Annotated in this window: 22 protein-coding genes; 17 read left to right on the forward strand and 5 right to left on the reverse strand. The window is 69.4% G+C overall.

The features are described 5' to 3' along the window. Positions 1-201 (reverse strand): hypothetical protein (locus Q0W90_RS15660; protein WP_297775153.1); only part of this gene is annotated, 201 nt, incomplete at its 3' end. A 55-nt stretch (positions 202-256) separates the two neighbouring features. Then, entirely contained in the window at positions 257-1,225 is a 969-nt protein-coding gene (locus Q0W90_RS15665; protein WP_297595090.1) for a hypothetical protein, read from the reverse strand. Positions 1,226-1,369: 144 nt separating this feature from the next. Between Q0W90_RS15665 and Q0W90_RS15670 the strand changes: the two genes are divergently transcribed. Both Q0W90_RS15670 and Q0W90_RS15675 read left to right on the forward strand, forming a co-directional pair. After that, complete coding sequence (locus tag Q0W90_RS15670) at positions 1,370-2,725, forward strand: replication-associated recombination protein A (RefSeq protein ID WP_297701066.1); 1,356 nt, start codon at positions 1,370-1,372, stop codon at positions 2,723-2,725. Between the two features lie 5 nt (positions 2,726-2,730). Beyond that, positions 2,731-3,066 (forward strand): hypothetical protein, encoded by a 336-nt coding sequence (locus Q0W90_RS15675; protein ID WP_297595092.1) that lies wholly within the window; start codon positions 2,731-2,733, stop codon positions 3,064-3,066. A gap of 90 nt (positions 3,067-3,156) precedes the next feature. On the opposite strand, the gene Q0W90_RS15680 is transcribed toward Q0W90_RS15675, so the two are convergent. Together Q0W90_RS15680 and Q0W90_RS15685 are read right to left on the reverse strand one after the other, a co-directional pair. Continuing rightward, positions 3,157-3,780, reverse strand: a complete 624-nt coding sequence (locus Q0W90_RS15680) for a hypothetical protein (RefSeq protein WP_297595093.1) — start codon at positions 3,778-3,780, stop codon at positions 3,157-3,159. A gap of 150 nt (positions 3,781-3,930) precedes the next feature. After that, positions 3,931-4,551, reverse strand: coding sequence for an antibiotic biosynthesis monooxygenase (locus tag Q0W90_RS15685; protein ID WP_297595094.1), 621 nt, complete (start codon positions 4,549-4,551; stop codon positions 3,931-3,933). Between the two features lie 163 nt (positions 4,552-4,714). Between Q0W90_RS15685 and Q0W90_RS15690 the strand changes: the two genes are divergently transcribed. The 10 genes from Q0W90_RS15690 to aroQ all read left to right on the forward strand — a co-directional run bounded on the left by Q0W90_RS15690 (position 4,715) and on the right by aroQ (position 14,318). After that, positions 4,715-5,104, forward strand: coding sequence for a secondary thiamine-phosphate synthase enzyme YjbQ (locus tag Q0W90_RS15690; protein ID WP_297595119.1), 390 nt, complete (start codon positions 4,715-4,717; stop codon positions 5,102-5,104). Positions 5,105-5,234: 130 nt separating this feature from the next. Beyond that, positions 5,235-7,955, forward strand: coding sequence for an alanine--tRNA ligase (gene alaS, locus Q0W90_RS15695; RefSeq protein WP_297775155.1), 2,721 nt, complete (start codon positions 5,235-5,237; stop codon positions 7,953-7,955). Further along, positions 7,956-8,501, forward strand: a complete 546-nt coding sequence (ruvX, locus tag Q0W90_RS15700; protein WP_297775157.1) for a Holliday junction resolvase RuvX — start codon at positions 7,956-7,958, stop codon at positions 8,499-8,501. After that, complete coding sequence (locus Q0W90_RS15705) at positions 8,494-9,741, forward strand: endolytic transglycosylase MltG (RefSeq protein ID WP_297595097.1); 1,248 nt, start codon at positions 8,494-8,496, stop codon at positions 9,739-9,741. The genes ruvX and Q0W90_RS15705 overlap by 8 nt, the downstream gene beginning before the upstream one ends. Next, on the forward strand, positions 9,728-10,546 hold the full coding sequence (locus Q0W90_RS15710) for a shikimate dehydrogenase (protein WP_297595120.1): 819 nt from the start codon (positions 9,728-9,730) through the stop codon (positions 10,544-10,546). The genes Q0W90_RS15705 and Q0W90_RS15710 overlap by 14 nt, the downstream gene beginning before the upstream one ends. Before the next feature lie 10 nt (positions 10,547-10,556). Then, entirely contained in the window at positions 10,557-11,012 is a 456-nt protein-coding gene (locus Q0W90_RS15715; RefSeq protein WP_297595098.1) for an A24 family peptidase, read from the forward strand. A gap of 33 nt (positions 11,013-11,045) precedes the next feature. Beyond that, positions 11,046-12,251, forward strand: a complete 1,206-nt coding sequence (gene aroC / locus Q0W90_RS15720; protein ID WP_297699216.1) for a chorismate synthase — start codon at positions 11,046-11,048, stop codon at positions 12,249-12,251. Further along, positions 12,251-12,775 carry a shikimate kinase gene (locus Q0W90_RS15725; protein ID WP_297595100.1) on the forward strand — a complete coding sequence of 175 codons (525 nt, stop codon included), beginning with the start codon at positions 12,251-12,253 and terminating at the stop codon, positions 12,773-12,775. The genes aroC and Q0W90_RS15725 overlap by 1 nt, the downstream gene beginning before the upstream one ends. Further along, the gene (aroB, locus tag Q0W90_RS15730) at positions 12,772-13,863 is read left to right on the forward strand and encodes a 3-dehydroquinate synthase (RefSeq protein WP_297595101.1); all 1,092 of its coding nucleotides are present in this window, start codon (positions 12,772-12,774) and stop codon (positions 13,861-13,863) included. Before Q0W90_RS15725 ends, aroB begins: the two co-directional genes overlap by 4 nt. Further along, positions 13,860-14,318, forward strand: coding sequence for a type II 3-dehydroquinate dehydratase (gene aroQ / locus Q0W90_RS15735; protein ID WP_297595102.1), 459 nt, complete (start codon positions 13,860-13,862; stop codon positions 14,316-14,318). Before aroB ends, aroQ begins: the two co-directional genes overlap by 4 nt. On the opposite strand, the gene Q0W90_RS15740 is transcribed toward aroQ, so the two are convergent. After that, positions 14,315-15,034, reverse strand: coding sequence for a B-4DMT family transporter (locus Q0W90_RS15740; protein ID WP_297595103.1), 720 nt, complete (start codon positions 15,032-15,034; stop codon positions 14,315-14,317). The genes aroQ and Q0W90_RS15740 overlap by 4 nt on opposite strands. Before the next feature lie 33 nt (positions 15,035-15,067). On the opposite strand from Q0W90_RS15740, the gene Q0W90_RS15745 reads away from it, so the two are divergent. The 5 genes from Q0W90_RS15745 to Q0W90_RS15765 all read left to right on the forward strand — a co-directional run bounded on the left by Q0W90_RS15745 (position 15,068) and on the right by Q0W90_RS15765 (position 18,136). Continuing rightward, positions 15,068-16,186 (forward strand): Xaa-Pro peptidase family protein, encoded by a 1,119-nt coding sequence (locus Q0W90_RS15745; protein WP_297699213.1) that lies wholly within the window; start codon positions 15,068-15,070, stop codon positions 16,184-16,186. A gap of 131 nt (positions 16,187-16,317) precedes the next feature. After that, positions 16,318-16,542 (forward strand): hypothetical protein, encoded by a 225-nt coding sequence (locus Q0W90_RS15750; protein WP_297595105.1) that lies wholly within the window; start codon positions 16,318-16,320, stop codon positions 16,540-16,542. Between the two features lie 126 nt (positions 16,543-16,668). Continuing rightward, positions 16,669-17,232: an elongation factor P gene (efp, locus tag Q0W90_RS15755; RefSeq protein ID WP_297595106.1), complete on the forward strand. Its 564-nt coding sequence runs from the start codon at positions 16,669-16,671 to the stop codon at positions 17,230-17,232. Next, positions 17,229-17,738 carry a transcription antitermination factor NusB gene (gene nusB, locus Q0W90_RS15760; protein WP_297699211.1) on the forward strand — a complete coding sequence of 170 codons (510 nt, stop codon included), beginning with the start codon at positions 17,229-17,231 and terminating at the stop codon, positions 17,736-17,738. Before efp ends, nusB begins: the two co-directional genes overlap by 4 nt. Then, complete coding sequence (locus tag Q0W90_RS15765; RefSeq protein WP_297775161.1) at positions 17,735-18,136, forward strand: antitermination protein NusB; 402 nt, start codon at positions 17,735-17,737, stop codon at positions 18,134-18,136. Before nusB ends, Q0W90_RS15765 begins: the two co-directional genes overlap by 4 nt. Positions 18,137-18,229: the final 93 nt, after the last annotated feature.

Consider the following 18,229-nt stretch of genomic DNA (forward strand, 5'->3'; position numbering starts at 1 on the left):
CACCTCCGCCCACGCCGGCCGCACGTTGCCGTCGGCGTCGACGAATTCGTCGTAGCCGCTTGCCGGGCCGCGCCGCAGATCGAAGAGCGCTTCCTGGGCACGCGCGGCCCGGTAGCCGGCCAGCAGGCGGTCGGCGTCGTAGCGGCCGCCAGCGCCGGCCGAGGCCGCACCGGTCCCTAATGTCATGTCCGCAAACGCCATTACTGCTGCACGGTACGCACGCGGCGCAAATCGAGGAGGCTCGGCGCGCCGGCCGTTATGCCGGTGGCGGACCGGGCTGGTAACCCGCCTGCGCCAGCGGAGCAACCTGCCCGCCGGAGAACTTGCGGTAGGCGTAGGTCAGGACGAGCGCGACGACGGGAACCGCCACCAGCAGGCCGACACCGCACGCCAAAGCCCCGACGAAGGTCGCCGCCATCGCTGCCAGCCACACCAGCAGGGAATTCCCGAAGTTCGACCAGACGAGCGAAGCGCTCGACGTCAACCCGTTGATGGCCGACTGCGAGCGATCGACGATGAACAGGATGGTGAACTGCACGAAGAGGGTCAGGATGAGGCCCGGTACCAGGCATAGGGAATAGCCGATCGAGGTAAGAACCCCGATGATCAGCGCTGCGAGAAACGCCATGCCGAAGTTGCGCGGCTTGAAGAATGATCCGATGGTCACCGGGCGCCCGTCCGCGATATCCAGGCACCCGGACAGGTATCCGGCGTGGGCTAACGCGCCCACGCCGTAAAAGACGAGGGAGCCGACTAAGACGGCGATCCACCCGGAGCCGGTGAGATTCGTCGAAAAGAAGAAGCCGAAGCCGAAATCATCAGATGGCGTCGCGCCCGTATTTTCGCCCACGAGCGTCACCGTGGAGGCGGCGCCGATCAGCAGCCCGTACACCAGAGCCGGAATAATCAGCGCCACAGCGTTTTTGGTGAATGTCTTCCAGGCCCAGCCGAACGCGTCACCGATGCTGAACGCGGGTTTGGGCGGGCCCCCGTACCCGGGCGGGGGCCCGTATCCGGGTGGGGGTCCGTAGCCCGGCGGGGGTGCGGCGTAGCCCGGGGGCGGACCGTAACCCGGGGGAGGCGCGCCATAACCCGGAGGAGGACCGTAACCCGGAGGCGGCGGGGGCGGCGCACCGTATCCGGGCGGCGGGGGGTAGCCGGGAGGATTCTGGCTGCCGCCCTGAGGGTCCGCCGGGGTGCCTGGATATTCGGGGGGTTGGCTCATGTCCGTCCTTGCTGTCGGATTTCCTCGTGTCTGAAGTTTCCTAGGAGGGAACGCGCACTGAACTTGGCAAACGCCGAACTTAGCAAAGATGCGGCCGGGCCGCGCGGATTGCCAGGCCTGGCGCGGACGTCCGTCCCGCGTGGTATGCCTGAAGCCGTGTCCGACGGTCTGTTTGACCTGCCCGGCGCGCCACAGCCAGACGATCATGGGCTGGGCGTGTCGGGCGGCTCGCCCCTGGCCGTCCGCATGCGCCCGGCATCGCTGGACGAGGTGGTCGGGCAGCACCACCTGTTGGCGCCCGGGTCTCCGCTGCGGCGCCTGGTCGAGGGCTCCGGCGTGGCGTCGGCCATCCTGTACGGGCCACCGGGTAGCGGCAAGACCACGCTGGCCGCGTTGATCTCACAGGCGACCGGCCGCCGGTTCGAGGCACTCTCGGCGTTGTCGGCCGGCGTCAAAGACGTTCGTGCGGTGATAGAAAAGGCGCGCACCGCACTCCTTCATGGCGAGCAGACGGTGCTGTTCATCGACGAAGTGCACCGGTTCTCCAAAACCCAGCAGGACGCGCTGCTGTCGGCCGTGGAGAACCGGGTGGTATTGCTGGTGGCGGCGACCACGGAGAACCCGTCGTTTTCGGTGGTGGCGCCGCTGCTGTCCCGCTCGCTGATCCTGCAGTTGCGGCCGCTGGGCGCCGACGACATCCGCACCGTGGTGCAGCGTGCGGTCGACGACCCGCGCGGCCTGGGCGGGCAGGTCACGGTCGCGTCCGAGGCCATCGATCTGGTGGTGCGGTTGGCCGCCGGTGACGCCCGGCGTGCCCTGACGGCGCTGGAGGTCGCAGCCGAGGCGGTGCCCTCCGGCGGCGAGCTGACGGTCACCGCCGTCGAGCAGTCCCTGGACGAAGCCGCGGTGCGCTACGACCGGGACGGCGACCAGCACTACGACGTCATCAGCGCCTTCATCAAGTCGGTGCGCGGCTCGGACGTCGACGCGGCGCTGCACTATTTGGCCCGCATGCTCGTCGCGGGGGAGGATCCACGCTTCGTCGCGCGCCGGCTGCTGATCCTGGCCAGCGAGGACATCGGCATGGCCGACCCGACCGCGCTGCAGGTTGCGGCCGCGGCCGCGCAGACGGTGGCGTTGATCGGCATGCCCGAGGCGCAGCTCACCTTGGCGCACTGCACGATTCATCTCGCCACCGCACCCAAGTCGAACGCGGTCACCACGGCGCTGGGCGCGGCGATGAACGACATCAGGGCCGGCAAGGCAGGCCTCGTGCCGCCGCATCTGCGTGACGGGCACTATTCGGGCGCGGAGGCGCTGGGCAATGCGCAGGGCTACAAATATTCGCACGACATCCCGGATGGTGTTGTCGCACAACAATATCCGCCGGATGAACTGGTGGGTGTCGACTACTACCGGCCGACCGGTCGCGGCGGCGAACGGGAGATGGCCGCCCGGCTGGAGCGGCTGCGCGCGATCATTCGCAGGAAGCGGGGCTGAAAGGGATGAAAACCTTCACCGACGAGGAGATGGGCCAACTGTTGCCCACCGCCAAGCCCTACAGCGTCGTCATCCTCAAGCGCGGCCCGAGATTCGGTGACGAGTCGTCGCCGGCGATCATCTGGGAGCACGGCCGGCGCAACTTCGGGCTGCGCGACGACGGAGTGCTCGCGGTGGTGCTGCCGGTCACCGACGAGTCCGATGTCTGCGGCGTCGGAGTGTTCGCCGCGACCGCCGACGAGACCGCCGCCATCATGGCCGACGACCCCGGGGTGGCGGCGGGGGTCTTCGTCTATCAGGTGCACGCCTGCCGCGGATTCGCCGGCGACGCACTGCCCTGACTTGGGGCTGGCCGTCCGAGTGCGCGGCTGGCCGCGCACTCGGTGCCGACGGTGCGGCGGGCCGCACACTCGGCGCGGCTGGCCAGGCGCTCAGACCAGCTCGGGCACCCGCAGGTGGGCGATCGCCAGCTCGAACTCGGCGACGTCAATCACCTCGGCCCCCAGCTCGCGAACGCGCCGGCTGCGCAACTCGGTGGCGCGGTCGCGGTTGCGGGCCATCGCGTCCATCGAGTCGAACGTCGAGCAGGTCACCGCCCGGCGGCAGGTGGGGTGGTCGACCAGCAGGCTGGCGCTGCAGAACCCGTCGAGGTGCTCCATTTCCGGCAGTACCGAGGACCGGTAGAAGTCCAGCGAGCGGCTGAGCTGATCCGGCACCACTTTGAGCCAGGTGGCCCGCACGCACGCGCCCTGAACGGAGGGGTGGTCGCGGTGCAGCATCGCGATGTCCCATTCCTCCACCCGCGCGCTGCCGTCGAACATCAGCGCGGCCCGGTCACGGATGGGCGCGACCCGCTCGACGCTGCCGCGCATCGCCTCGATGGTCTCCCACGAACTGGTGGCGATGCAGGTGCCGGACTGCCGGTCAACCAACAGCGACAACCCCAACCACCCGTCGATCTCCTCGAGGGCGGGCATGACGACATCGCGAACGTGCGCAATTCCGATGTCGACCGACAGGGGTTGCGCCTGGATGGTGGTGGAGCGTGCGTACACGGTCGACCCCTTCTATCGGGGCGGCACCCCGGTGGCGCCACCGGTCCCACCAGTTACCTTCCTCCTGCCGGTAACTCGCCGCAATGCTTTCGGGGTGCCGATCGGCGACCGGCCGAATGCCTGGTTCGGCCGGTCTACCGCCCATCTCGATCAGACCAGCTCGGGCACTCGGAGGTGCGCTAGCGCCAACTCGAACTCGCATTCATCGATTTCCTCGGCGCGCGCCTCTTGCATCGAGGAGTCCTTCAGCGCGGTTGCCTGCTCCCTGTTCCGCTCCATCGCATCGATGCTGTCGAACGTCGCGGAGGACACACCACGCCCGGAGGCGCGGTCGATCAGAAGGCTCGCACTGCAGAACCCGTCGAGGCCCTCGAGCTGGGGCAGGACGGACGACTTGTAGTACTCGATGCCTTGATCCATGGTTTCCGGCGGCACCTTGACCCACGTCGCCCGTACGCCCGCACCTTCGGGCGCGCGGTGGTCGCGATGCAGCACCGCGATCTCCCACTGCTCGACGTTCGCCGTGCCCCCGAACATTTCCGCCGCCCGATCACGGATTCCCGTCACGGCTTCACCGCTGGCGCGCATGGACTCGTCGCTCTCCCAGGCGCTGGTGGCGATGCACCGGCCAGAGCGACGGTCGACCAAAAGGGATACTCCGATGCACCCCGGCATGCCTTGCAGCGCGGGCATGACCTCATCGCGAACATGCGCAATTCCGGTGTCGATGGACGAGGGTTGCGCCTGAATTGTGGTAGAGCGTGCGTACACGATCCACCCCCTCTTTGTCGGGGCAGCGCCCCGGTGGCGCCACCGGTCATGAACTACCTTCCTCCTGCCTGTTGCGCGCCGCAATGCTCAACTGTGGCCGCGCTCACAAACGATTGGCTGGTCGTGAGGCCCGCGCCGTAGGCTGGTTCGGATGCATACCGATGTGCTGGACGTGGACACCTCACGCCGCCGCATCGTCGATCTCACCGAGGCGGTGCGCGGGTTTTGCTGGTCGCGCGGGGACGGCCTGTGCAACGTGTTCGTCCCGCACGCCACGGCGGGCGTGGCGATCATCGAGACGGGGGCCGGCTCCGACGACGACCTCGTCGACACGCTGGAACGGCTGCTGCCGCGCGACGACCGTTACCGGCACGCGCACGGCTCCGAGGGCCACGGCGCCGACCATGTGATGCCGGCGCTCGTCGCGCCGTCGGTGACGGTTCCGGTCTCGGGTGGGGAGCCGATGCTGGGCACCTGGCAAAGCATCGTGTTGGTCGATCTGAACCGCGACAACCCGCAACGCTCGGTTCGGCTCAGCTTTCTTCAGGGTTAGCGGCCGGGTGGCCGGTGCCACCGAGCAGGTACTGTGAGCGGTCGAAATGCGTCGTTAGACGGGCTTCCATACCCCGGCGAATAGGCTGGGAACAAGACATCGAAGTAACAGGAAGAAGCGGACTCCGAAAGTGCAGACACACGAGATCAGGAAACGGTTTCTTGATCATTTCGTGAAGGCGGGCCACACCGAGGTGCCGAGCGCATCGGTGGTCCTCGACGACCCCAACCTGCTGTTCGTCAACGCGGGCATGGTCCAGTTCGTGCCCTTTTTCCTGGGCGCTCGCACACCGGAATACTCGACCGCCACCAGCATCCAGAAGTGCATCCGCACCCCCGATATCGACGAGGTCGGGATCACCACCCGGCACAACACGTTCTTCCAGATGGCCGGCAATTTCTCGTTCGGCGACTATTTCAAGCGCCGCGCCATCGAGCTGGCGTGGACTCTGTTGACCAATAGCGTCGAGCGGGGCGGCTACGGCCTGGATCCCGAACGAATCTGGGCGACAGTCTATTTCGACGACGACGAGGCCGTGCGACTGTGGCAGGAAATCGCCGGGTTGCCGCAAGAGCGCATCCAGCGTCGCGGCATGGCCGACAACTACTGGTCGATGGGCATTCCCGGGCCGTGCGGCCCGTCCTCGGAGATCTATTACGACCGGGGACCGGAGTTCGGGGTCGAGGGCGGGCCGGTGGTCAACGAGGACCGCTACATCGAGCTCTGGAACCTCGTGTTCATGCAGAACGAGCGCGGCGAGGGAACCGGCAAGGAAGACTTCGAGATCCTCGGGCCGTTGCCCCGCAAGAACATTGACACCGGCATGGGCGTGGAGCGGGTCGCGTTCATCCTGCAGGGCGTGCACAACGTCTACGAGACCGACCTGCTGCGGCCGGTCATCGAAACCGTGGCCGCACGGGCGCCGCGCGGCTATGACGTCGGCAACCACGACGACGATGTCCGCTACCGGGTCATCGCCGACCACAGCCGCACCGCGGCCATCCTGATCGGCGACGGTGTCACCCCCGGCAACGACGGCCGCGGATACGTATTGCGCCGGCTGCTGCGCCGGGTGATCCGCTCGGCCAAGCTGCTCGACATCGAGGGCCCCATCGTCGGCGACCTGATGGCCACCGTGCGCGACGCGATGGGCCCGTCGTATCCCGAACTGGCCGCCGATTTCGACCGGATCAGGCGCATCGCGGTCGCCGAGGAGACCGCGTTCAACCGCACACTGGCAGCGGGATCGAAATTGTTCGACGAGGTCGCCGACACCACAAAATCATCGGGTGCGAAAGCGATTTCGGGTTCGGACGCCTTCACCCTGCACGACACCTACGGATTCCCGATCGAGCTCACGCTGGAGATGGCGTCCGAGGCCGGCCTGCGCGTGGACGAGGTCGGCTTCCGGGAACTGATGGCCGAACAGCGCCGCCGCGCCAAGGCCGACGCCGACGCCCGCAAACACGCGCACGCCGACCTGAGCGCGTATCGTGAACTGGTCGACGCCGGCCCCACCGAGTTCACCGGTTTCGACGAATTATCCTCCGAAGCACGGATTTTGGGTATTTTTGTCGACGGCAAGCGGGTGCCGGTGGTCACGCACGGCGCAGAGGGGGCCGATCGCGTCGAACTCGTGCTGGACCGCACCCCGCTCTACGCCGAGTCCGGCGGGCAGATCGCCGACGAGGGCACCATCAGCGGGACCGGAGCCGGCGGGAGCGCCCGCGCCGCGGTCACCGACGTGCAGAAGATCGCCAAAACCCTGTGGGCGCATCGGGTCAACGTCGAGTCCGGGGAATTCGTGGAGGGCGACACCGTCGTCGCGGCCGTCGACCCGCAGTGGCGCCGGGGCGCCACCCAGGGGCACTCGGGCACCCACATGGTGCACGCCGCGCTGCGACAAGTGCTGGGGCCCAACGCCGTTCAGGCCGGATCGCTCAACCGTCCGGGTTACCTGCGCTTCGACTTCAACTGGCAGGGACCGCTCTCCGACGAGCAGCGCATCCAGATCGAAGAGGTGACCAACCAGGCCGTGCAGGCCGACTTCGAGGTGCACACGTTCACCGAGCAACTCGACAAGGCCAAGGCGATGGGGGCCATCGCGATGTTCGGCGAACGCTATCCCGACGAGGTGCGGGTGGTGGAGATCGGTGGGCCCTTTTCGCTGGAGCTGTGCGGTGGAACCCACGTGCACAACTCGGCTCAGATCGGGCCGGTGACGATCCTGGGCGAATCCTCGGTCGGTTCCGGGGTGCGCCGGGTGGAGGCCTACGTCGGGCTGGAGTCGTTCCGGCACCTGGCCAAGGAACGTGCGCTGATGGCCGGGCTGGCGTCGTCGCTGAAGGTGCCGTCCGACGAGGTGCCCGCCCGGGTGGCCAACCTGGTGGAGCGGCTCAAGGCGGCGGAGAAGGAACTCGAGCGCGCCCGGCTGGCCGGCGCGAAGGCCGCCGCCACCAACGCCGCGGCCGGCGCGGAACGTATCGGTAACGTCCGGGTGGTGGCGCAACGCATGTCCGGCGGTATGACGGCGGCCGACTTGCGCTCCCTGGTCGGCGATATCCGCGGCAAGCTGGGTAGCGATCCCGCGGTGGTCGCGCTGATCTCCGCGATTTCCGCGGGGCCCGAGGGCGAGAGCGGAAGCGTGCCCTACGCGGTCGCTGCCAATCAGGCCGCCCAGGATCTGGGGATCCGCGCCAATGACCTGGTCAAGCAGCTGGCCGCGACGGTCGACGGCCGCGGTGGCGGCAAGGCGGACCTGGCGCAGGGCTCCGGCAAGGACGCGGCCGGCATCGACGCGGCGCTCGACGCGGTCCGCTCCGAGATCGCCGCGATAGCGCGGGTCGGTTGAGTGGACTCCGCACAGCACCGCGCGCCCGACCGGCCCGACGATCCCGACCAGGACAATCCGGGTCGAAGGTCCCGACCCGGGAGGAGCCTCGGCGTCGACGTGGGCAGTGTGCGCATCGGCGTGGCCTGCAGCGACCCCGACGCCATCCTGGCCACCCCGGTGGAGACGGTGCGCCGCGACCGCTCCGGCAAACACCTGAGGCGGCTCGCCGCGCTGGCCGCCGAATTCGAGGTGGTCGAGGTGGTCGTCGGGTTGCCGCGCACGCTGGCCGACCGCACCGGTCCGTCGGCGATCGACGCGATCGAGCTGGCCGGCAAACTAGAAGAAGTGCTGGGCCGCCGAGTTCCCCCGATTCCCGTGCGGATGGCCGACGAGCGGCTGACGACCGTGGCCGCGCAGCGATCGCTGCGCGCGGCCGGCGTCCGGGCCAAAGAGCAGCGTGCGGTGATCGATCAGGCGGCGGCGGTGGCGATCCTGCAGAGTTGGCTGGATCAACGCCGCGCCACCTCGGCTGGGCCGCCGGCGGGGGAGCCGAGCGATGGTTGAGAGCGCACGGCGTGAACGAGCCGAACCCGAGGCCGTGGGCGGCCGGCCGCGGCGCAGGTCGAGCCGCACGGCCCGGAATCAGGCGGAGCGGGGCCGCCGACGGCGGCGCGCCGCCCTGCGGACGGCGCTGGCGCTGGTGGCCGTGATCGTGGTGGCGGGTGTTTTCGCGGGCGGCAAGCTGTGGCACGCCGTCTTCGGGCCCGGTGACGACTACACCGGAAACGGCAAGCGCGACATCGTGATTCAGATCAAGGACGGTGACTCGACCACCATGGTCGGGGAGACACTGCAGAACGAGCAGGTGATCAAGACCGTCCGTGCATTCGTCAACGCCGCGCACGGCAACAGCAAGATCTCCTCGATCCAGCCCGGCTTCTACCGCATGCGCACCGAAATCCCGGCGGCCAACGCCGTCACGCGGTTGGCCGACCCGAACAGCCGGGTGGGCCGGTTGGTCATCCCGGAGGGCCGTCAGCTCGACGACACCACCGACATGAAGACCAACGTGGTGAATCCCGGCATCTTCACGCTCATCTCGCGGGCCACCTGCGTGGACTTCGACGGGGACCAGCGGTGCGTCCCGGCGCAGGACCTGCGCGCGGCCGCCACCAACAGCAGTACCGCGGCGCTGGCCGTGCCGCCGTGGGCCGTCGAGCCGGTCACCGAGCTCGGCAAGGACCACCGCCGCATCGAGGGGCTGATCGCGCCGGGGACGTTCAACGTCGATCCGTCCGCGCCGGCCGAGAGCATCCTGTCGAACCTGATCAGCGCGGGGGCCGTGGAATACCTGAAGTCCGGGCTGGTCGACACCGCCCAGGCGATGGGTCTGTCGCCCTACGACATCCTGGTGGTGGCCTCGCTGGTGCAGCAGGAGTCCAAGTCGCAGGACTTCGCGAAGGTCGCGCGGGTCATCTACAACCGCCTGCACGCGCGCCACACGCTGGAGTTCGACTCGACCGTCAACTACCCGTTGGACCGCCGCGAGGTGGCCACCACCGACGGCGACCGCGCCCAGAAGACGCCGTGGAACACCTACGTGTCGCAGGGCTTGCCGGCCACGGCGATCTGTTCGCCCGGCGTCGAGGCGCTGAACGCCGCCGAGCATCCCGAGCCCGGTGACTGGTTGTACTTCGTCACCATCGACGGCCAGGGGACCACGCTGTTCACCAAGGATTATCAGCAGCACCTGGCCAATATCGAGCTGGCTAAGCACAACGGTGTCCTCGATTCCGCCCGCTGAGAGCGCGCCCAGAAAAGCGGCGGTGCTCGGCAAGCCCATCGCCCACTCGAAGTCCCCGCAATTGCACCTGGCCGCCTACCGCGCGCTGGGCCTGACCGGCTGGACCTACGAGCGCATCGAATGCGACGCCGACCAGTTGCCGGGGGTGGTCGGTGGGTTCGGGCCCGAATGGGTCGGGGTGTCGGTGACCATGCCGGGCAAGTTCGCCGCCCTGCGGTTCGCCGACGAGCGCACCGACCGTGCGCAGCGGGTGGGGTCGGCCAACACCCTGGTGCGCACCCCGACGGGCTGGCGGGCCGACAACACCGACATCGACGGCGTCGCGGGGGCGCTGGGGAGCGCCTCGGGACGGGCGCTGGTCTGTGGATCGGGCGGCACCGCGCCGGCGGCCGTCGCCGGCCTGGCCCAACTGGGTGTCAGCGGCATCACCGTGGTGGCCCGCAATCCCGACAAGGCGGCCCGGCTGGTGGAGCTCGGCAACGCGATGGGTGTCGCGACGCGGTTCTGCGACCTCGACGGCGGCGGGCTGGCCGACGAGGTGGCGGCCGCCGACGCGCTGGTCAGCACCATTCCGGCCGACGTGGCGGCGCGGTATGCGGGCACCTTGTCCGGCATCGGTGTGTTGCTCGATGCCGTCTACGACCCGTGGCCGACACCGCTGGCCGCCGCGGTGACCGCCGGTGGCGGCCGGGTGATCAGCGGCGTGCAGATGCTGCTGCATCAGGCGTTCGCGCAGGTGGAACAGTTCACCGGGCTCCCGGCGCCGCGCGAGGCGATGACTTGCGCGCTGGAGGCATCGGATTAGCCTGCCGCGCATGCGGATTGCGGCGGTGTGTCTGGTGCTGGTCTGGTTGGCGGCGTTGAGCTGCTACGACATCCGCGAACGACGACTGCCCAACGCGCTGACCCTGGCCGGGGCCGGGGCGATCCTGGTGGTGGCCACGCTGGCCGGGCGCGGGTCGTCGGCGCTGGGCGGAGCCGCGGCGTTGACGGCGATCTATCTGTTGGTGCACGGGGTTTCGCCCGCCGGGATGGGGGCCGGTGACGTCAAGCTGGCCATCGGTTTGGGCGCGCTGACGGGATGCTGCGGTGCCGGCGCGTGGTTCCTGGCGGCGTTGGTGGCGCCGGTGTTGACCGCGCTGGTCGGGGTGGTGGCCCGGTTACGCGGCGGTGCCTACGGCACGGCCGCCGCGGTGCCGCACGGCCCGTCGATGTGTCTGGCCAGCGCGGTCGCGATCGGCCTGGTTCTCGACGGCGGTGCGCGGATTTAAGCCCACCCGGGCAGACATGGGAAGATGGGACGCGTGTTGCGTTGGATCACCGCCGGGGAGTCGCATGGCCGTGCGCTGGTGGCCGTGCTCGAAGGCATGGTGGCCGGTGTGGAGGTCACCTCCCTCGACATTGCGGAACAGTTGGCCCGTCGCCGGCTCGGTTACGGCCGCGGGGCCCGGATGGCGTTCGAGCGGGACGCGGTGAGCGTGCTGTCCGGGGTCCGTCACGGCCTCACCCTGGGCGGGCCCATCGCCGTCGAGATCGGCAACACCGAATGGCCGAAGTGGGAAACCGTGATGGCCGCCGACCCGGTCGACCCGGAGGAGCTGGCCGACAGTGCCCGGAACGCCCCGCTCACCCGGCCGCGGCCCGGCCACGCCGATTACGCCGGGATGCTCAAATACGGCTTCGACGACGCCCGCCCGGTGCTGGAACGGGCCAGCGCCCGGGAGACCGCGGCCCGCGTCGCCGCGGCGACCGTCGCCCGCTCGTTCCTGCGTCAGGCGCTGGGCGTCGAGGTGCTTTCACACGTGATCGCGATCGGCCCGTCGGCGCCCTACGACGGGCCGCCGCCGGGCCCCGGGGACCTGGCCGCGATCGACGCCAGCCCGGTCCGGGCGTACGACGAGGCGGCGGAAAAGGCGATGATCGCCGAGATCGAGGCGGCCAAAAAGGACGGCGACACCCTGGGCGGGGTGGTCGAGGTGGTGGCCACCGGCCTGCCCGTCGGGCTGGGCTCCTTCACCAGCGGCGACAACCGGCTCGACAGTCAGCTCGCCGCCGCCGTCATGGGCATCCAGGCGATCAAGGGCGTCGAGATCGGCGACGGATTCGAGACGGCTCGCCGTCGCGGCAGCCGCGCCCACGACGAGATGTACCCCGGTCCCGGCGGCGTGGTCCGCTCTACCAACCGCGCCGGCGGGCTGGAGGGCGGCATGACCAACGGCCAGCCGCTGCGCGTGCGCGCGGCGATGAAGCCGATTTCCACCGTGCCGCGGGCGCTGGCCACCGTCGACATGGCGACCGGCGACGAGGCCGTCGCGATCCACCAGCGCTCGGACGTGTGCGCGGTGCCGGCCGCCGGCGTGGTGGTCGAGGCCATGGTCGCGCTGGTGCTGGCCCGCGCGGCGCTGCAGAAATTCGGCGGCGATTCATTGGCCGAAACCCGCCGCAACGTCGAGGCCTATCAGCGGGCGGTCGCCGAGCGGGAGGCGCCGGCCGCCCGGGGCACCGCGTGATGGCGCCCAAAGCGGTCCTGATCGGCCTGCCGGGGTCGGGCAAGTCCACCATCGGGCGGCGGCTGGCCAAGGCGCTCGACGTCGGTTTCGTCGACACCGATGCGGCGATCGAGCAGCGGACCGGCCGTCGCATCGACGAAATCTTCGCCACCGACGGCGAGCGGGAGTTCCGCCGCATCGAGGAGGACGTGGTCCGCGCGGCGCTGGCCGACCACGACGGCGTGCTGTCGCTGGGCGGCGGCGCCGTCACCAGCCCGGGGGTTCGCGAGGCGCTCGCCGGCCACACCGTCATCTACTTGGAGATCAGCGCCACCGAAGGCGTCCGCCGCACCGGCGGCAACACCGTTCGGCCGCTGCTGGCCGGGCCCGACCGCGCCGACAAATACCGCGCGCTGATGGCCGAACGCAGTCCGCTGTACCGGCGGGCGGCGACCATCCGCGTCGACACCAACCGGCGCAATCCCGGCGCGGTGGTCCGCTACATCGTTTCGCGGTTGCAGGCTCCTGCGGGGGCCGCCACATGACCCCCCTGAAGGACCCGGTCACCATCGAGGTGGCCGTCGACCCGCCGTACCCGGTGATCATCGGCACCGGCCTGCTCGGCGAGCTCGACGAGCTCCTTTCCGGCCGGCACAAGGTGGCCATCGTGCATCAACCGGTACTGGCGGAGACCGCGGAGGTGATCCGAAGCCGGTTGGCGGACAAGGGCATTGACGCGCACCGCATCGAAATCCCGGACGCCGAGGACGGCAAAGACCTGCCGGTCGTGGGCTTCTTGTGGGAAGTGCTGGGCCGCATCGGGATTGGACGCAAGGACGCGTTGGTCAGCCTCGGCGGCGGCGCGGCCACCGACGTCGCCGGTTTCGCGGCGGCCACCTGGCTGCGCGGCGTCGACATCGTGCACGTGCCCACGACGTTGCTCGGCATGGTCGACGCCGCCGTCGGGGGCAAGACCGGTATCAACACCGACGCGGGGAAAAACCTGGTCGGGTCGTTCCATCAGCCACGCGCGGTCCTGGTCGACCTCGCGACGTTGGAAACATTGCCGCCCAACGAACTCGTCGCCGGGATGGCCGAAATCGTCAAGGCCGGCTTCATCGCCGATCCGGTGATCCTCGACCTCATCGAGGCCGACCCGCAGGCCGCGTTGGACCCCTCGGGTGAGGTGCTCGCGGAGCTGATACGCCGCGCGATCGCCGTCAAGGCGGAGGTCGTCGCCGCCGACGAGAAAGAGTCGGAGCTGCGCGAAATCCTCAACTACGGACACACATTGGGGCATGCGATCGAACGCCGCGAGCGCTACGAGTGGCGGCACGGCGCCGCGGTGTCGGTGGGCCTGGTCTTCGCCGCCGAACTGGCCCGCCTCGCCGGGCGGCTCGACGACGCGACCGCGCAACGCCACCGCACCATCTTGTCCGCGCTCGGCCTGCCGGTCAGCTACGACGCCGATGCGTTACCGCAGTTGCTGGAATACATGGGCGGAGACAAGAAGTCGCGCGCCGGCGTGCTGCGGTTCGTGGTCCTCGACGGACTGGCCAAGCCGGGCCGGCTGGCCGGCCCCGACCCGTCGCTCCTGGCGGCGGCCTATGCGGGACTCGCGGAGGTGTCATGAGCACGGCGGCGAACGTCAACGTGCAGGTGATCAACGGCCCCAATCTGGGCCGGCTGGGCCGACGCGAGCCCGACGTGTACGGCGACACGACGCACCAGCAGCTGGCGGCGCTGATCGAGCGGGAAGCCGCCGCGCTCGGCCTCAAAGCTGTTGTGCGACAAAGCGATGACGAGGCTCAGCTGCTGGAGTGGATCCACTCGGCCGCCGACGCGAAAGAACCGGTGATCCTCAACGCCGGCGGGCTCACCCACACCTCGGTGGCGTTGCGTGACGCGTGCGCGGAATTGAGCGCACCCCTCATCGAGGTGCACATCTCGAATGTGCATGCGCGCGAAGAGTTCCGGCGCCACTCCTACCTCAGCCCCGTCGCGACCGGAGTGATCGTGGGGTTGGGAGTGCAGGGCTACCTGCTCGCCCTGCGCTACCTGGCCGCGGCTCCGAACGCCGCCGGCTAATCCTTCTTCGGTTCCCCGACCGGCTTGGTGTGCTCGTCGCCGGCGGTCGGGATGGCCTCGGTCTTCGGGTCGTCCTCGGTCTTGGCGATCGTCTCGGTGGGGGATTCCTCGGTGGGCATCGTCTCGGTGCGCCCCTCGCGCTCGGCCGTGGCGACCGCGGCGGTCCGCGCTTCGGTTTGGGCCGCGGGGATCTCACCGGTCGGAGCGTCATCGCCGCGAACGGCGGTGAACACATCGGTGTCACTGTCGCGCTCCTGCTTTGCGCCCAGGCCATGGTGTTTCTCCGGCGTCTTCTCGAACTGCCGGTCCACCCGCCAGCGGCCGATGGTCACGCCGATGATGCCGGGCAGGAAGACGCACAGCGCGGTGAAGGCCGCGAACGTCGTCACCTCGTTGATCAGCCCCCCGGTGTACAGGCCGGTGTACACCAGCGCGATCAGCCAGGAGACCGCGCCACTGAGCAGGCCCGCGACCAGGCCGGCCAGCAGCCAGGTCATCGCCAGATCGCCGCGGCGATCCGGATCACGGTTGGCAGTGGCGTCGGCCCGGCCGTCGAGAACCCCCCACACGGCCACCCCGATGATGAACAGAATCAGCAGCGCCACGCTAAACAGACCAGCCTGCGTCTGCCACGCGTTGATCAGCGCACCTTGGAACAATCGAACGACGACCATCGCCGCGGCGTACACCAATCCGCGCAGCATCCAGTTACTCATGGCCCAAAAGCGTAGCGAGTACCGTCAAGACCCGTGACACATTCTCAGCGTCGAGACAGGCTCAGAGCACAGCTCGCGACCCGCGGACTGGATGCGCTGCTGGTCACGGACCTGGTCAACGTCCGTTACCTCTCCGGATTCACCGGCTCGAACGGCGCGTTGCTGGTGTTCGCCGATGACTTCAGCGATCGAAGTCCCGTGCTGGCGACCGATGGGCGCTACCGAACCCAGGCCGCCGAACAGGCGCCGGACCTCGAAGTCGCCATCGAGCGCGTACTGGGGCGCTACCTGGCCGGCCAGGCGGCCGAGGCGGGCGCCCGAAAGCTGGGCTTTGAGAGCAACGTGGTCACCGTCGACGGCTTCGACGCGCTGACCAGTGAGCTGGAGGGCCGAAAGGCGGCCACCGAGCTGGTGAAGGCCGCGGGAACCGTCGAAGGGTTGCGCGAGGTCAAAGACGCCGGCGAGGTCGCCCTGCTGCGGCTGGCCTGCGAGGCGGCCGACGCCGCACTCACCGACCTGGTGGCGCGGGGCGGCCTGCGGCCCGGCCGCACCGAACGCGAGGTCAGCCGGGAGCTGGAGGCCCTGATGCTCGACCGCGGTGCCGACGCGATCTCGTTCGAGACCATTGTGGCCGCGGGCCCCCACTCGGCGATCCCGCATCATCGCCCCACCGACGCGGCGCTGGCCGCCGGCGATTTCGTCAAGATCGACTTCGGCGCTCTGGTCGGCGGCTACCACTCCGACATGACGCGCACGTTCGTGCTCGGCAAAGCCGCGGCCTGGCAGCTGGAGATCTACCAACTGGTCGCCGACGCGCAGCGGGCCGGCCGGGAGGCGCTGTGCGCCGGCGCCGACCTGCGCGGGGTGGACACGGCGGCCCGCCAGGTGATCGCCGACGCCGGCTACGGCGAGCAGTTCGGCCACAGCCTCGGTCATGGTGTGGGCCTGGAAATCCACGAGGCGCCGGGCATCGGCGCCACCTCCACCGGCACACTGCTGGCCGAATCCGTGGTGACGGTGGAGCCCGGCGTCTACCTGCCCGGTCGCGGCGGCGTCCGCATCGAGGACACCCTGGTGGTGCCGGAGAAGGGCCGCGCGCAGGCCCCGGAACTGCTGACCAAGTTTCCCAAGGAGCTGACGGTCCTGACCTAGCCCCGATGGTGCCGACCCGCCGCGCCCGGCGCCTGCGCCGCGCTTGCGATCGGCACTAGCCCCCGATGGTGCCGACTAGCGCCCGCAGTCGCACCGGTTCGGGGCTTGCCCCCCCGAGTAAGGTCGGGTGCGTGAACGGGGTGGCACGGGGATTGGCGCGCCTCCGCGATTTCCGGTGGGACTTGTACGCCCAGCCCCTGCGGGAGACGCGGCTGGAGATGCAGATCGTCTATTTCGCCGTGCACGTTCCGTTCGCCGGCGGGGTCACGATGCGCGTCCCGCTGTTGACGATGATCAAGCCGTTGCCCTCGCCCGAGGAACCATCCCGGGTCGACCGCGAACAGGCCCACCGCTAGCGGCGTTCCGTCCGTCGGCGTCCGACCCCGGCCGGCCGGCCTCGATCGGCGAGCACTCTAAACTGGCCGACAAGTTACAGACAGTTCCGGAGACGACTGTCCATCCTCGAGGAGACATACCGAACCGTGGCAAGCACTGCCGATTTCAAGAATGGACTGGTGCTGGTGATCGACGGCCAGCTGTGGCAGATCGTCGAGTTCCAGCACGTCAAACCGGGCAAGGGCCCGGCGTTCGTACGGACCAAGCTGAAGAACGTGCTCTCGGGCAAGGTCGTCGACAAGACCTACAACGCCGGGGTGAAGGTGGAGACCGCCACCGTGGACCGGCGCGACACCACGTATCTGTACCGCGACGGCTCGGACTTCGTGTTCATGGACAGCCAGGACTACGAGCAGCACCCGCTGCCGGAGTCGCTGGTCTCCGACGCCGCCCGCTTCCTGCTGGAGGGCCTGCCCGTGCAGGTGGCGTTCCACAACGGGGCGCCGCTGTACATCGAGCTGCCGGTGTCGGTCGAACTCGAGGTCACCCACACCGAGCCCGGCCTGCAGGGCGACCGGTCCAGCGCCGGCACCAAGCCCGCCACCATGGAAACCGGGGCCGAGATCCAGGTGCCCTTGTTCATCAACACCGGGGACAAGCTGAAGGTGGACACGCGCGACGGCAGCTACCTGGGACGTGTCAACGCGTGAGCCGGCCCGTTAAAGGGCGACATCAGGCTCGCAAGCGTGCCGTCGACCTGTTGTTCGAAGCCGAGGCGCGTGGATTGAGCCCGGCGGAAGTCGTCGACGTCCGCACCGGGCTGGCGCAAGCGAATCCCGAAATCGCGCCCCTGCAGCCGTATACGGCCGCGGCGGCCCGGGGCGTCGGCGAACACGCGGCACACATCGACGACCTGATCAGCTCGCACCTGCAGGGCTGGACGCTGGACCGGCTGCCCGCCGTGGACCGCGCCATTTTGCGGGTCGCGGTGTGGGAGCTGCTGTATGCCGACGACGTGCCGGAGCCGGTCGCCGTCGACGAGGCCGTCCAGCTGGCCAAGGAGCTGTCCACCGACGATTCGCCGGGCTTCGTCAACGGGGTACTCGGCCACGTCATGTTGGTGACCCCACAGATCAGGGCGGCCGCGGCGGCCGTTCGGGGCGCGGCGGGTCCCGACGCCGCCGGCACAGCGGAGGACCACGGACCGCAGTCATGACCCGGTTGGAGCTGCGCCTGGTCGTCGCGGCCGTGCTGGCCGCGACGGTGGTGGTGGGTGCGGTGGTGTGCGCCGCCTACGGGTGGACCATCGTCGCCTCGGTGCTCTCGATCTACGCGCTGGGGGTGGGCGCCTGGCTCTGTCACTGCGTCGAGCGGGTGGCCGTCGCCCGCCGCATCAGCACGGTGCGCTCGGCGGCCAGGCCACTGCAGCCGCTGCTGCCGGTGATGGCCGCGATCATGGGGCTGACGCAGGGCGTGGTGCGGGCGCTCAGCGATGTCACCGACCTGCCGGCCCGCCGCCGGGAGCTGCCCATGCTGCGATGGGCGGACAACACCCGGGGCAATCGGCGCCTCATCGAGGGTGACGTCGAAAGCGACGACGAGCCGGATCGCTAGGTGCACTTCGCAGTGCTCAATCCGGTTGCAGAGTCACCGTCAGCAGGTTGCCGCGCGGCTCGTTAGCCCGGCTGCAGCTAGAATAAGTACCGC

This window comes from Mycobacterium sp., assembly GCF_025933915.1.
Classification (GTDB): Bacteria; Actinomycetota; Actinomycetes; order Mycobacteriales; family Mycobacteriaceae; genus Mycobacterium.

Coding starts and splice junctions, on each gene's coding strand:
- Q0W90_RS15665 (WP_297595090.1), bottom strand. CDS start 1,225: ATGAGCCAACCCCCCGAATATCCAGGCACCCCGGCGGACCCTCAGGGC.
- Q0W90_RS15670 (WP_297701066.1), top strand. CDS start 1,370: ATGCCTGAAGCCGTGTCCGACGGTCTGTTTGACCTGCCCGGCGCGCCA.
- Q0W90_RS15675 (WP_297595092.1), top strand. CDS start 2,731: ATGAAAACCTTCACCGACGAGGAGATGGGCCAACTGTTGCCCACCGCC.
- Q0W90_RS15705 (WP_297595097.1), top strand. CDS start 8,494: ATGGTTGAGAGCGCACGGCGTGAACGAGCCGAACCCGAGGCCGTGGGC.
- Q0W90_RS15715 (WP_297595098.1), top strand. CDS start 10,557: ATGCGGATTGCGGCGGTGTGTCTGGTGCTGGTCTGGTTGGCGGCGTTG.
- Q0W90_RS15725 (WP_297595100.1), top strand. CDS start 12,251: ATGGCGCCCAAAGCGGTCCTGATCGGCCTGCCGGGGTCGGGCAAGTCC.
- aroB (WP_297595101.1), top strand. CDS start 12,772: ATGACCCCCCTGAAGGACCCGGTCACCATCGAGGTGGCCGTCGACCCG.
- aroQ (WP_297595102.1), top strand. CDS start 13,860: ATGAGCACGGCGGCGAACGTCAACGTGCAGGTGATCAACGGCCCCAAT.
- Q0W90_RS15740 (WP_297595103.1), bottom strand. CDS start 15,034: ATGAGTAACTGGATGCTGCGCGGATTGGTGTACGCCGCGGCGATGGTC.
- Q0W90_RS15765 (WP_297775161.1), top strand. CDS start 17,735: ATGACCCGGTTGGAGCTGCGCCTGGTCGTCGCGGCCGTGCTGGCCGCG.